This is a genomic window from Clostridium celatum DSM 1785 (assembly GCF_000320405.1).
GTDB lineage: Bacteria > Bacillota > Clostridia > Clostridiales > Clostridiaceae > Clostridium > Clostridium celatum.
The window spans coordinates 105,193-119,609 of the sequence record NZ_KB291649.1; the positions used below are offsets into that span (position 1 = coordinate 105,193).

Here is a 14,417-nt window from a genome sequence, read left to right on the forward strand (position 1 = left end):
AGTGTAATTTTGTTTTATTATCATAAAATAATGTAAATTATTTTACATTATTTCATTTATATTATAATATCATACTTTATTATATATTTTATGTTTTTTTATCAAATTTTAAAAGATATTTAATATGTTTTTTATTAAATATCTCAATATATTGCTTTTATCTACAGATTTATTAAAATAATTGAATATCATCCTTTCAATACGTAAATAAAATACTTCTTTTAGTGATTCTAAAAAAACATTAAGGGTATACTAATAATATATCTATAATTGTAACTCTGATTTTTAATATTTTTATTATTTTTTTATTTACTTATATAATTTAAAGTATTATTATAAAGATTGTGTAAAAATCAGTTTATTGATGGAGGTCTTTTTATGAATATAAGTATTATTGGAATGCCTCTTTTTTATGGTTGCGATAGGCCAGGAGTAGAAAAGGGACCGGATGAATTAAGAAATAACAATTTAATTGATATTTTCGAAGAAAATCATACTGTTTATGATCTTGGAAATATTGATGTTGAGTACATACACCCAGAAAATAAATATTTAACTAATTCTAAATTAAAATATTTAGATCAAGTTGTTAAAGCAAATAATGGACTAGCTTCCCAAGTTTTAAATGCCTTAGAAAATAATACTTTACCTTTTATTGTTGGTGGAGATCATTCTCTTGCCTTAGGTTCTTTAGCTGGAAGCAGTAAATTTTTTGGTGATGATTTAGGTGTAATTTGGATTGATGCCCACGGAGATATAAATACTCACGAGACCTCTCCATCCGGAAATATTCATGGCATGCCTTTAGCTGCCTCAATGGGTATTGGTTACGAAAAACTTACTTCAATATTTTTTAACAAATTTAAAATAAAGCCTGAAAATGTGTTTATTTTAGCTTGTAGAGATTTAGATAAAGGTGAATTAGAATTAATTGATGAATTAAACATTAAAATTTGGAGCAATAAAACTATTAAAGAAAAAGGAATATCTACAGTTACAAGTGAATTACTTGATTGCATAAAAGAAAAGAACTTAAAAAATATCCATCTTTCTTATGACATAGATTGCTTAGATCCTGAATATGTTCCTGGAACAGGTACACCAGTAGAAAATGGTTTAAACTTCGAAGAAAGTAAGACATTACTTGAAGGTATATTTAGTACAAGCTTAGTAAGATCTATGGACTTTGTAGAGTTTAATCCTGATTTAGATATAAACGGAAAAACTACAGAAACTTGCGTAGAATTATTAAAACTTATATCTAAAAATTTATAATAATTTTAAAATTGAATAAATTAAAAGTTGTATTAAAAATATATTAGTTAAAATTTCATTGTTAATAACTAATATTTAATACAACTTTTTTTAATTATAAATTTAACCACGAGAAATTCAATTAGCTAAATAAATATTTTGAATTTCACTTTTGAGTTTTCATTAACTTATGATATCATTAAGTAATGAAATACTATTATTGGGAGGCAAAAATGAAACTATTATTTTTCGATACAGAAACTACAAGCGTAAGACCTGGTCATATATGTCAGTTAAGTTATATAGTCGTGGACACTTCTACCAAGCCACAAACAACTATAGGTAAAAACTTCTTCTTTACTGTTGATGAAATGGATGAAGGTGCTGAACAAGTTCATGGTTTTTCTCTAGAAAAATTATACGAATTATCTAATGGTTTAGAATTCTTAGAACAAATACAAGATTTTATGGGTGACTTCTTCGATGCAGACTTTGTAATTGGTCATAATGTTCAATTTGATGTTAAATTTTTAAAGCACGAAGTCAATTCATTATATGAAGCTGGTATGATTGATAGCACTTGGGAGCCAAAGAAAACTTTCTGTACAATGGCATATTATAAAAACATTTGTAATATCCCTTCTGTGAATGGTAATGGTATAAAAAATCCAAAATTATCTGAAGTTATTAATTATCTTGGAATTTCTGATGATCAAATTGCTAAAAAGGCAGATGAACTTTTCCAGGGTAGTGGAAATTACCACGATGCAAGATTTGATACAGCAGCTGTATATCTTTTAGTAATTGAGGGAATGAAGAAAAAATTAATTAAACCTGGATTCTTCTCAAGTCAAATTTAAAAAATACTACATTTAAAATCAAAAATAGAGATATCCTCTCTCAAGAATATCTCTATTTTGCCTATTTATTAAAATCTAATAATTTATATAATTCTTTACATCTATCCTTATCCATTGCTGGAGTTCCATCTAATCTATACTTTAATCCCATAGTTTCATACTTATTAACGCCTAATAAATGATATGGAAGTAATTCTACCTTCTCAACATTATCTAAAGTCTTAATGAACTTACCTAATTCTGTAATATATTCTTCACTGTCTGTCATACCCGGAACAACCACTTGTCTTATCCATAGTTTAGTTCCACACTTCTTACATGCTTCTAAGAATTTTAAGCTTTCATCTATTTTCACAGCTGTCATATCTTTATATCCTTCTTCAGTTAAATGCTTAACATCAAAAAGAACTAAGTCAGTATACTTTAATATTTCTTCATAATCTCCAAAACCAACTCCAGAAGTATCTAGTGTTGTATGTATACCTTGCTTCTTACATAGCTTTAAAGCTTCCTTTAAAAATTCTGGCTGTCTTAATGGATCCCCACCTGAGAAAGTTACCCCACCACCTGATCTTTCAAAATAACTTCTAAATCTTGCAATTTTATTAACTAACTCTTCTGGAGTTAATTCTAATGATTCTTCACACTTATTAGCCCATGTATCTGGGTTATGGCAATATTGACATCTTAAAGCACACCCTTGCATAAACACTACTACTCTTATACCTGGACCATCTACTAAGCCCATAGTTTCAATTGAATGTATCGTTCCTTTTATCATAATCCATCCTCCGTTTTAACATAATAACATTATTATACACCCATATAAAAATTTTGTTAATACCTACCTTTTATTATTTTTTAATAATAATTATTATTTACATAAATATATAAAATTCTTTTATCTAATTTAATTATAAAAATAGTATAAATCATTAATCATTTACCAAATATAACTTTATAACTAATCTTATATTATCATTATTATGTACCAAATAATTTTTTACACAATTTGTAATTTCAAATATTTTTATACTCATTTTAACTTTCTTAGTACAAGTAAACTTTTAATGTATTATTGTTAAACTCACTTTAAGTTAAACTCCCTTTAAAGCTTTATTTTATAAGCATATTTATAAACTTTAAAATTTTACAAATTTTATTGATTTTTTACTCATAAATATATATAATATCATTTGTTGTTTAGTAATTTTAAACCTTTTGTTTAGTAATAGTTACTACTAAACTACTTGAAAGGCGAGGTGAAATTGTGGAAATTGGTGATAAAATAAAACGAATGAGAATTGAAAAGGGACTAACACAAGAAGATCTTGCTAATAGATGTGAATTATCAAAGGGATTTATTTCTCAACTTGAAAATGATCTAACTTCTCCATCTATTGCCACTCTAATAGATATTCTTGAAATATTAGGGACAAACCTTAAAGAATTCTTTAATGATGATAAAGATGAAAAAATTACTTATACATATGAAGATATGTTTGAAACAGAAAATACTGATTTAAAATATACTCTTATGTGGCTTGTTCCAAATGCACAAAAAAATGAAATGGAACCTATTATGATAACTCTTGAACCTGGTGGAAAATATATAGAAGAAGAACCCCATGAAGGTGAAGAGTTTGGCTATGTTTTATCTGGTAGTATAGTACTACATCTTGGTGATAAATCTTACAAAGTAAAGAAAAATGAAAGTTTTTATTTTAAGCCAAAATCTAATCATTACATTAGTAATAATGGTAAAACAACTGCTAAAGTGATTTGGATTTCTACTCCACCATCATTTTAATATAAAAGAAAGAGGTGTTTTTTTTGAATCAAAATATTATTGAAATTCAAGGTGTTTCTAAAACATATGGAGATAACACCGTTTTAAATAATTTAAATTTAAATATAAAAGAAAATGAATTTTTAACTTTACTTGGTCCAAGTGGATGCGGTAAAACAACAACTCTTAAAATTATAGCTGGTTTTGAGACTGCCGATAATGGAAAAGTTCTTTTTGATGGAAAAGATATATCTATCTTACCACCATACAAAAGACAGTTAAATACAGTTTTCCAAAAGTATGCATTATTCCCTCATATGAATATATATGAAAATATCGCTTTTGGCTTAAAGATAAAAAAACTACCTAAAAATGAAATTGATAAAAAAGTTCACGAAATGTTAAAAATGGTCGCATTAGAAGGTTTTGAAAATCGTTCTGTTGACTCTTTAAGTGGTGGACAACAACAAAGAGTAGCAATAGCAAGAGCTCTTGTAAATGAACCTAAAGTCTTATTACTTGATGAACCACTGGGTGCTCTAGACTTAAAACTTAGAAAAGAAATGCAATTAGAACTTAAAAAAATTCAAAAAAGACTTGGTATTACATTTATTTTTGTTACTCATGACCAAGAAGAAGCTTTAAGCATGTCAGATACTATCGTTGTAATGAATAAAGGAGTTATTCAACAAATGGGTAGTCCTGAGGATATATATAACGAACCTGCTAATGCTTTTGTCGCTGACTTCATAGGTGAAAGTAATATATTAGATGGTACTATGTTAGAAGACTATAAAGTAGAATTTTCTAATAGAGTTTTTGAATGTGTAGATAACGGATTTGATAAAAATGAAAAAATAGATGTTGTTATAAGACCTGAAGACATAGAAATTACAACAGTAGAAAAAGGAATATTAGTAGGAAAAGTTAATTCTGTTACATTTAAGGGTGTTCATTATGAAATAGAAGTTGAAACTGAAAATACTAAGTGGATAATACATAATACAAAAAATGCTACAGTTGGTAGTACAGTAGGTTTAATTATTGATCCTGAAGCAATTCATAAAATGAGAAAGGTAAATGATTAAAAATGAAAAAGAAAAATAGTCAAGGTATTCTTCCAGCATCACCTTATATCGTCTGGAGTTCACTTTTTATTGTTATTCCACTTTTAATAGTAGTTTTCTTCAGTTTTACTGTAAAGTCAGGTGATAATTATAAATTTTCACTTGAGAACTTTCAAAGATTAATGGATCCAATATATTTAAAAGTTTTTTGGAGAAGCTTAGTTTTAGCATTTAAAGCAACAATAGGTTGTTTAATATTAGGTTATCCAGTTGCTTATTTAGTTTCTAAAATGCGTGAAGGTAAAAGAAATATATTAATAATGTTATTTATTGTTCCAATGTGGATGAATTTCTTACTTAGAACTTACGCTTGGTTACCTATATTAGGTAAAAATGGCCTTATTAATACGTTCTTTTCTAACTTTGGAATTGGACCATTTAATATTCTTTATAATGATTTTGCAGTACTTTTAGGTATGATTTATAACTTCTTACCATTTATGATATTACCTATTTATACAGTACTTATAAAAATGGATAATGATTTGATAAATGCTGCTTCAGACTTAGGCGCTGATAGAAAACATATATTTATGAAAATCATTCTTCCTTTAAGTATGCCTGGTGTAATTTCTGGTATTACAATGGTATTTATGCCTGCTGTATCTACATTCGTAATTTCTAGAATACTAGGTGGTGGACAATACATGCTACTTGGTAACTTAATTGAAACACAATATACAACAATGAATGATTGGAACTTTGGTTCTGCCATTGCAATATTTATGATGTTAATAATTTTATTATCAATGGCCTTTATGAATAAGTTTGAAGGTGCTGATGATAAAGAAGGAGGAAGCTCCCTATGATGAAAAAACTTGAATCCTTTATAAAGAGATTTTATTTATTTATAATCTTTATATTTCTTTATACACCAATAGTTACTTTAATGGTATTTTCTTTTAATGATTCAAAATCAATGGGAAAATGGAGTGGTTTTACTTTTAAATGGTATAGCCAGCTTTTTGAAAACCAAAGAATAATGGAAGCATTAAAGTACACACTAATAATAGCTGTAATTGCCTCTGTAGTTGCTACTATAATTGGTACATTTGCAGCAATTGGCATTCATAAAATGAAAGGGCTACCTAAAAAAGCCTTATTAAATATAAATAATTTACCAGTATTAAATCCTGATATTGTTACAGGTGTATCTTTAATGAGTTTATTCATATTTGTTATGCCATTTTTAAATATACAATTTGGATTTATGACTATGCTTATAGCTCACATTACTTTTAATATCCCATATGTTATATTATCAGTATTACCAAAGCTAAAGCAATTGCCTACAAACATAACAGAAGCAGCCTTAGACCTAGGAGCAACTCCTGGTTATGCAATGAGAAAAATAATATTACCTCAAATAAAACCTGGTATTATTTCTGGTCTATTAATGGCATTTACGATGTCTATTGATGACTTTGTAATAAGTTTCTTTACTACAGGACCTGGAGTAACTAATCTTTCAATAGAAATCTACTCTATGGCTAGAAAGGGAATAAACCCTTCAATAAATGCATTATCTACTTTAATGTTTTTAACAGTACTTATTTTATTATTAATTGTAAATAGAAAAGAATTTACTTCAAGGGGTGAATAAAATGAAAAGATTTAAAAAATTAACTGCATTAATTGCAACAGCTTTATTAACAACTTCCATTTTTGCTGGATGCTCTAATAATAGTGCTGGCGAAAATGGTACTATCAATGTTTTTAACTGGGGAGAATATATTGATGAATCTTTAATTAAAGACTTTGAAAATGAAACAGGAATTAAAGTAAATTACTCAACTTATGATACAAATGAAATTATGTATCAAAAAATTAAAACTAATCCTGGAACTTACGATATAGTAATTCCATCAGATTACATGATTGAAAAAATGATTAAAGAAGATTTACTTGAAAAAATAGATTTTAATAATATTCCTAACTATAAATATATAGGCGAAAAATTTAAGAATCTTCCGTATGATCCAACAAATGAATATTCAGTTCCATATACTTGGGGTACAGTAGGTATTATTTATGATAGCACAGTTGTTACTGAACCTGTAACTAGTTGGGATATATTATGGAATGAAAAATACAAAGATAATGTTTATATGTATAATTCATTAAGAGATTCTTTAGCAATTACATTAGTGAAGAATGGATATTCACTTAACTCAACTAACGCTGATGAAATAAATGTAGCTAAAGAAGATTTATTAAAACAATTAACTTTAACTAATCCTATATACGTTATTGATGAAGTAAGAGATAATATGATATCTGGAGAAAAAGCATTAGCTGTAGTTTACTCTGGAGATGCTTCTTACATAATGAGTCAAAATCCTGATATGAAATATGTTGTTCCAAATGAAGGTTCAAATAAGTGGTTTGATGCAATTGCAATACCAAAAGACGCTCCAAACAAAGCAGGCGCTGAAGCTTTCATAAACTTCTTATGCGATCCTGAAAATGCAAAGACAAATATTGAGTATATTGAATATTCAACTCCAAATACAGGTGCATTTGAATTATTAGATGATGAAGTTAAAAATAATCCTGCTGCATATCCTTCTGATGCCGTATTAGAAAGATGTGAAGTTTTTACGGATTTAGATCCTCAGACATTAAAATTATATGAATCTGCTTTTACAGAAATCCTTTCTCAATAGAAAAAATAATGCAGAAACCTTTAAAAGTTTCTGCATTATTTTTTTATTTTATTCTTTCTATATATCATTCTCCTTTAAAATTAGGAAACCATATCTTTATTTCTCTTTTTGAACTCTCTAAAGAATCAGAAGCATGTACACAATTTTCAGTTATTCCCTTTGCGTATTTCTTTCTTATAGTACCTGGCTTTTGTTCTTCAGGTTTTGTTGCTCCATTTATTTCTCTCACCTTAGCAATACAATTTTCCCCCTCAAGTATCAATGCACATATAGGGCTTCTTGTAATGAAGTCTATTAATTCTTGATAAAATACTTTACCTTTATGCTCTTTATAATGAGTTTCTGCAGTTTCTCTACTTACTTTTTCCATCTTTAATGCAATAACCTTTAAATTTGCTTCTTCATATAAGCTTATTATATTTCCAATTATATTTTGCTCTACAGCATCAGGTTTAATTAAAACCAAAGTTTTTTCCATGTAACCCCTCTTTAAGCTAAATTATCTATATAAGTATATGATACTTTTTTTAATCTTAGAAATACTATTTATATGCTATAATTTTTATATAGTTATATTTTAAGGAGGAGCTTATGAATAGATATTACATAGTTGTAGAAGGCAGAGTTCAAGGCGTAGGCTTTAGATTTTTTTGTTCTATGACTGCTAAACCATTAGATTTAACTGGTTGGGTTAGAAATATGGATAATGGTATGGTAGAACTTGAAGTTCAAGGATCTGATGAATCAATTGAAAAATTTATAAGAACTATAAAAAAAGGCAATCGTTTCATTAGAGTTGATGAACTTTATCAAAAGAAAATCCCTATTATCCAAAATGAACGTACTTTTACAGAACGCTACTAAAATTATTTTAAACAATTGTGGTGCCAAAAAATTTATGATATCATTCTGAAAATAATTAAACAATTTGTTTGTCATAATCCATCAGGTGATATTTCTCAATAATTGCTATTAATTTATCGGCATATATTGGCACTCCACTTTCATCTTTTGCTGTACTATATCCTGCATCTTCTAAAGCTTGTGCTTGCTCTATATAAGTCTTCCCTTCAAATAATCCATTATCTCTATATCTATCACTATCAAATAAAAACCTTCCATGATCCTCTATTGATTCCTCAATAGAATCATATTTTCTAAAGTTTGATATATAACTATCATTATAGTTTTCTTTAGAATTTATAGCAGCTACTGCACCATCCCATCTTGAATCTGCTTTTATTCCAAATAAATTATTGTGACTTACTGCCAATTCTGATTTTCCCCATCCAGACTCTAATATAGCTTGCCCTATTGTTATTGATGGTAAAATTTTATACTCTTTATAATTTTCTATTGCTCCATCTAATATTAAATTTATAAAGCTATTTTCTTCCTCATTTAAATAAGAATTTACATATACTTGTTTTTCAGTATTATCCTCTATATTGCTTTCATTACTTTTATTACTTTCATTATTTTCACTTAATCGTAAGTCCTCATTATTGTATCCAGCATCTATATTATTTGTAAATACTAATCTTTTCAAAAGATTACCACTACTTATTATCAATACAATAACTAAACTTAATATAATTACTGTATTTATTATATTTCCCCTCTTATCTATTGCTTTATAATTATCTACTCCATTGTAAATTAAATTTCCTTTCAATAGTCCCCTCCCAATAAAAATTTATTTAAATAACTTTTCATAATTAAATATATATTTTTCAAGAATATAATATTCTCATCATTATAAAAAAATGGAGCCGACTCTAAATAGCTAGTACTTTGTGAAAAATAAATTATATTAACAAATATTATAAAAGCACACCATAAGAACATTTAATCTTACTGTGTGCTTTTTATTTGGAAAGCTTCAAGACTAATTGGTAAATTATAATTTTGAGGCATACTTATTTTTAATTTATTTGTAATTTACTACTTTTTTCATCTTTGCTTTCATTTTTAATTTTCTTAAAATACTCATTAGTTTCATTTATAACAACATGTCTCAATGCTATTAATCCAACTAAATTGGGTAATGCCATTAACCCATTAACAATATCAGCTATTATAAAAACTAAATCAAGTGATAAAAATGGCCCTATACCAACAAAAGCTATAAATACAATTTTATATAATTTTATTCCTTTTACTCCAGTTAAATATTCAATACATCTCTCTCCATAATAATTCCACCCTATTATAGTTGTGAATGCAAAAAATATTAATCCTATATTAACCACATACTTTCCTAATACAGCAAATGGCAATCCACTTTGGAATGCTAAGGTAGTTATTTCTGCACCTTCTAACCCACTATTAAAACTTCCTGTTAATATAATTGCAAGTCCTGTCATTGTACATATTATTATTGTATCTATAAATGTACCTGTCATAGAAATCAACCCTTGCTTAACTGGAGATTTTGTCTTAGCTGCTGCTGATGCAATAGGTGCACTTCCAAGCCCTGCTTCATTTGAAAAAACACCTCTGCCAACACCTCTTTGAATTGCTATTGCAACTGTTATTCCTGCTGTTCCTCCAAGAGCTGACTTAGGATTAAATGCACTAGTTATAATTAAATTAATAGCATTTGGAATAGCTTTATAGTTAAATATTAAAACCATTAGTGCTCCTAATATATATAATATTGCCATGCTAGGAACTATTTTTTCTGCAACTGATGAAATTCTTTTTATTCCTCCTAAAGTAACTAACGTAACTAACGCTGTAACAATTATTGCAGTAACTACTACTGGAATATTAAAACTTATCTTAGCTGCTGATGAAATAGATTTTACTTGTCCAAATGTTCCTATCCCAAGTAACGCAACAGCAACCCCAAATATAGCAAACATCTTTGCTAAAAATTTATTTCCTACACCCTTTTCTATATAATACATCGGTCCACCTGACATTTGACCATTTTCATCTACTTCTCTATATTTTATAGCTAGTACACCCTCAGCATACTTAGTTGCCATTCCAAAAAAAGCAGCTATCCACATCCAAAATAAGGCCCCTGGCCCACCTGTAGATATAGCAGTTGCAACCCCTACTATATTTCCTGTTCCTATAGTTGCTGATAATGCGGTGCAAAGTGCAGCAAAACTTGATACATCACCTTCTGCTGCTTCATCATCTGCTTCATCATCTTTAGAAAATAAATATTTTAATGCAAGTGGCAATTTAGTAATTTGAAGTAACCCAAGTTTAAAAGTAAAATAAATACCTGTTCCTACTAGTAATATTAGTAAAGGTGCTCCCCATACTATTCCATTAATACTGTTTAATACATTTTCAATTTCTTTAAAAAATTCCATAAAAAAATCCCCCTTAAAAATAAATTTCTAGGAGGAGATTAAAGTTAGTTATAAAAGTAAGGATTATAACTAGTATTTTTAATATAAAAGTTCTTATAGATCTTGTATATTGCTTTATTTAAATAAATAATTAATAACAACTACAAATGCTAATATTTATTATAAATACTTATCATCGTTATAGTTAATAATTATTTATTTAAATTACTAATTTATAATATTCACTTATTACTATACTTTATCCCCTGTCCTTTTACCTGAGAGTTTCAATTTAATTATAAAAATTAAACCTTGCTCCTTCGGTGCTCTCATCTGAGTCTCTCCAGAGGCTCGTCCAGTAACGGTCCTAATACCTGAAAGATTTACTTCTTCGGTGGATTCTAAATCGCTCTCCCATTACCTTCATCCGAACATATTAAATTATATTGGTATTATAATATAGCTTTTCAAAAAAAATCAAGCATTTTTATCTTTTTAATTTCTTAATTTATTTAATGCATTCATATATGCCATTAAACTTGCCTCTATTACATCTGTACTTATTCCCATACCTAATACTTTTTTACCATCTAAGGATAACTTAACTTTAACTTCACCAAGCGCATCTGAACCTGATGTTATAGCTTGTATAGAATAATCCTCTAATACTGGACTAATATCAATTGACCTTTCTATGGCCTTATAAAGGGCACTTACTGGTCCATCACCACAAGCTGCTTCTACTTTTTCAATGTCGTTGTAAAGTATTTTTACTGTAGCTGTTGCTGATATGTTTTTAGCTGTAGAAACATTAAATACTTCAACCTTATAATAATCTTCAATTGAAACTACTCCTTGGTTTATTATTGCTTCTATATCCTTATCAGAAATTTCCTTCTTTCTATCAGCTAAATCCTTAAACTTTTTAAAACCTTCATTTAATTGTTCCTTAGTTAAATTATATCCTAGCTCTATTATCCTATCTTCAAACGCATGTCTACCTGAGTGTTTTCCTAAGACCATATTATTAGTTTTAAATCCTACCGATTCCGGCGTCATTATCTCATAAGTTTCTCTATTTTTTAGCACTCCATCTTGGTGTATTCCTGATTCATGTGCAAAAGCATTTGCTCCTACTATTGCCTTATTAGGTTGTACTGATATCCCTGATAAATGTGCAACAATACTTGAAACTCTATAAATTCTTTCTGTAGATATCCCTGTATCACACTTATATATATCCTTTCTTGTTCTAAGAGCCATTACAATCTCCTCAAGAGCTGCATTGCCTGCTCTTTCTCCTAATCCATTAACTGCACACTCTACTTGTTCTGCCCCATTTTCAATAGCAGCTAATGAATTTGCAACTGCTAATCCTAAATCATTATGACAATGTACACTTATTTTTGCCTTACTTATATTAGGTACATTTTCTTTTATGTCTTTTATTAATTTTCCAAACTCATTTGGAGTTGAATACCCTACTGTATCAGGAATATTAACTACAGTTGCACCAGCATCAATAACATTTTCTAAAACTTTATATAGAAATTCTCTTCTTGTTCTTGACCCATCTTCTGGTGAAAACTCTACATCATCAACTAGTGTTTTAGCATATGATACCATTTCTGTTGCCCTTTTTAGCACTTCTTCTTCACTCATTTTTAATTTATATTTCATATGAACATCAGATGTAGCTAAAAATGTGTGTATTCTTTTTTTAGGAGCATATTTAATTGCTTCATATGCCCTATCTATATCTGATTTGTTAGCTCTAGCTAAAGCATTTACCGTTGAATTTTTAATATTTTTTGCAATTAACTTAACACCTTCAAAATCACCATTGGATGATATTGGGAAGCCAGCTTCTATTACATCTACCCCCATTGCTTCTAATTGTTTTGCTATTTCTAATTTTTCTTGTGGATTTAATGCTACTCCCGGAGTTTGTTCCCCATCTCTTAATGTTGTGTCGAAAATATAAATCTTTTTCATAATTAAAAGCCCCCTGTTATTAATTAGTAGTTTTTAGTTAGTAATTAAATTTAAACTCTACTGATAAATTTTTTATTAATAAAAAAATCGCGCAAACTCTCCAGTATTGGAGCGTGTTTGCGCGGTACCATCCAAAATTATACTTAATTAAAATAACGGTTTTTACCCGATAAAAGTTACTATAATTTTCACCTTTATTGCTCATGAGCGAGTTCAAAAATACTAATTTATAGACTTTCAGCAACCGTCTACTCTCTGAAAAATTAATTACTTTCTACTACTCTCAATCCTTGCCTTTTTATTCTTTTTAATAATATTACTATATAAGAATATTTTTGTCAACAGACGTGAGTTTTATTATTTTTCTATTTATCTACTCTATTTCTTACTTCTCCTCTATAAAATGCTTTTATATTTTCCACTACTTCCTTAAATAATCTATCCCTAGACTCAACACTAGCCCATGCTATATGAGGAGATAATATTAATCTATCCTTATTTTTGATATTTAACAGTTCATTATCCTCCTTAATTGGCTCTATTTCGAAAACATCTAAAGCTGCCCCTCTTATTTCTTCTTCATCAATAGCTTTAGCTAAATCTTTTTCTACCACTATAGGTCCTCTACCCATATTTATCAGTATTGCTGATTTTTTCATTTTGCATAATGCTTCATAATTGATTAATCCTAATGTATTATTATTCAATGGCGCATGTATTGAAATTACATCACTTTGTTTTAACAGCTCATCTAATGAAACTCGTTCAAATTCTTCACTGGAATTTTTTCCAGATGTAGAATAATATATAACCTTAGCTCCAAAGGCTTCTGCAATTTTGGCAACTCTTCTTCCTATATTTCCAAGTCCAATTATCCCCCATATCTTTCCTTCGATTTCATAGTATGGTTTATCAAGACAAGTAAATAATCCTGATGCTGAATACTGTCCTGATTTAACAAAATTATCATAAAATAATACTTCGTCAAATAAAGCTAATGCAGTAGCAAGAGTATGTTGTACCACTGCAGTAGTTGAATATCCTGCAACATTTGCAACAGCTATTCCTCTTTCTTTAGCATAGTCTATATCTATATTATTAAATCCTGTAGCTACTTCTGCAATAAACTCTAAATTTTTAGCCTCTATAAGATTTTCTCTATTTAAAACCACTTTATTAGTTAAAACTATATTTGCATCTTTTATTCTATCACTTACTTCATTTTCTAATGTTGTATCATAATAAAAAACTTCACCTATTTCTTTTAATTTTTCTAATTCAACATCGCCTAATGCTTTTCCATCAAGTATTACTATTTTTTTCATTATTCTATCCTCCCTTATTATATACCTATTATATTATAAATTAATAAAAAAAGAGAATTATCTCAAAAATATCATTGAAACAATTCTCAT

14 protein-coding genes, 2 riboswitches and 1 other annotated feature are annotated in these 14,417 nt (G+C 28.2%); of the genes, 8 read left to right on the forward strand and 6 right to left on the reverse strand.

Annotated features, from left to right (window positions below):
* Positions 1–378: 378 nt before the first annotated feature.
* Complete coding sequence (gene rocF / locus HMPREF0216_RS09435) at positions 379–1,275, forward strand: arginase (protein WP_040419590.1); 897 nt, start codon at positions 379–381, stop codon at positions 1,273–1,275.
* 212 nt (positions 1,276–1,487) lie between these two features.
* Positions 1,488–2,114 carry a 3'-5' exonuclease gene (locus tag HMPREF0216_RS09440; RefSeq protein WP_040419592.1) on the forward strand — a complete coding sequence of 209 codons (627 nt, stop codon included), beginning with the start codon at positions 1,488–1,490 and terminating at the stop codon, positions 2,112–2,114.
* 61 nt (positions 2,115–2,175) lie between these two features.
* Here HMPREF0216_RS09440 and pflA read toward each other — a convergent pair whose 3' ends face one another.
* Positions 2,176–2,895, reverse strand: coding sequence for a pyruvate formate-lyase-activating protein (gene pflA, locus HMPREF0216_RS09445; protein ID WP_005213822.1), 720 nt, complete (start codon positions 2,893–2,895; stop codon positions 2,176–2,178).
* A gap of 489 nt (positions 2,896–3,384) precedes the next feature.
* On the opposite strand from pflA, the gene HMPREF0216_RS09450 reads away from it, so the two are divergent.
* Genes HMPREF0216_RS09450 through HMPREF0216_RS09470 form a run of 5 tightly spaced genes read left to right on the forward strand, consistent with a single transcriptional unit; the run spans position 3,385 to position 7,696 of the window.
* The gene (locus HMPREF0216_RS09450; protein WP_005213823.1) at positions 3,385–3,924 is read left to right on the forward strand and encodes a helix-turn-helix domain-containing protein; all 540 of its coding nucleotides are present in this window, start codon (positions 3,385–3,387) and stop codon (positions 3,922–3,924) included.
* A gap of 23 nt (positions 3,925–3,947) precedes the next feature.
* Positions 3,948–4,991, forward strand: coding sequence for a spermidine/putrescine ABC transporter ATP-binding protein (gene potA / locus HMPREF0216_RS09455; RefSeq protein WP_040419594.1), 1,044 nt, complete (start codon positions 3,948–3,950; stop codon positions 4,989–4,991).
* Positions 4,992–4,993: 2 nt separating this feature from the next.
* Positions 4,994–5,839: an ABC transporter permease gene (locus HMPREF0216_RS09460; protein ID WP_005213825.1), complete on the forward strand. Its 846-nt coding sequence runs from the start codon at positions 4,994–4,996 to the stop codon at positions 5,837–5,839.
* Positions 5,836–6,633 (forward strand): ABC transporter permease, encoded by a 798-nt coding sequence (locus HMPREF0216_RS09465; RefSeq protein ID WP_005213826.1) that lies wholly within the window; start codon positions 5,836–5,838, stop codon positions 6,631–6,633. The genes HMPREF0216_RS09460 and HMPREF0216_RS09465 overlap by 4 nt, the downstream gene beginning before the upstream one ends.
* Position 6,634: 1 nt before the next feature.
* Positions 6,635–7,696: an ABC transporter substrate-binding protein gene (locus tag HMPREF0216_RS09470; protein WP_040419595.1), complete on the forward strand. Its 1,062-nt coding sequence runs from the start codon at positions 6,635–6,637 to the stop codon at positions 7,694–7,696.
* Between the two features lie 64 nt (positions 7,697–7,760).
* On the opposite strand, the gene ndk is transcribed toward HMPREF0216_RS09470, so the two are convergent.
* Positions 7,761–8,174 (reverse strand): nucleoside-diphosphate kinase, encoded by a 414-nt coding sequence (gene ndk, locus HMPREF0216_RS09475; RefSeq protein ID WP_005213828.1) that lies wholly within the window; start codon positions 8,172–8,174, stop codon positions 7,761–7,763.
* A 113-nt stretch (positions 8,175–8,287) separates the two neighbouring features.
* On the opposite strand from ndk, the gene HMPREF0216_RS09480 reads away from it, so the two are divergent.
* Entirely contained in the window at positions 8,288–8,560 is a 273-nt protein-coding gene (locus HMPREF0216_RS09480; RefSeq protein ID WP_005213829.1) for an acylphosphatase, read from the forward strand.
* 55 nt (positions 8,561–8,615) lie between these two features.
* On the opposite strand, the gene HMPREF0216_RS16350 is transcribed toward HMPREF0216_RS09480, so the two are convergent.
* The 4 genes from HMPREF0216_RS16350 to HMPREF0216_RS09500 form a co-directional block, all read right to left on the reverse strand.
* The gene (locus tag HMPREF0216_RS16350) at positions 8,616–9,371 is read right to left on the reverse strand and encodes a glycoside hydrolase family 73 protein (protein WP_005213830.1); all 756 of its coding nucleotides are present in this window, start codon (positions 9,369–9,371) and stop codon (positions 8,616–8,618) included.
* 250 nt (positions 9,372–9,621) lie between these two features.
* Positions 9,622–11,028, reverse strand: coding sequence for an alanine/glycine:cation symporter family protein (locus tag HMPREF0216_RS09490; RefSeq protein ID WP_005213831.1), 1,407 nt, complete (start codon positions 11,026–11,028; stop codon positions 9,622–9,624).
* Positions 11,029–11,264: 236 nt separating this feature from the next.
* Positions 11,265–11,359: riboswitch (glycine riboswitch) on the reverse strand.
* Positions 11,360–11,434: riboswitch (glycine riboswitch) on the reverse strand.
* A 68-nt stretch (positions 11,435–11,502) separates the two neighbouring features.
* Positions 11,503–13,005, reverse strand: coding sequence for a 2-isopropylmalate synthase (locus HMPREF0216_RS09495; protein ID WP_040419596.1), 1,503 nt, complete (start codon positions 13,003–13,005; stop codon positions 11,503–11,505).
* Positions 13,006–13,106: 101 nt separating this feature from the next.
* Positions 13,107–13,302: a binding site (T-box leader), on the reverse strand.
* A 65-nt stretch (positions 13,303–13,367) separates the two neighbouring features.
* Positions 13,368–14,327, reverse strand: coding sequence for a D-2-hydroxyacid dehydrogenase (locus HMPREF0216_RS09500; protein WP_005213833.1), 960 nt, complete (start codon positions 14,325–14,327; stop codon positions 13,368–13,370).
* Between the last annotated feature and the right edge of the window lie 90 nt (positions 14,328–14,417).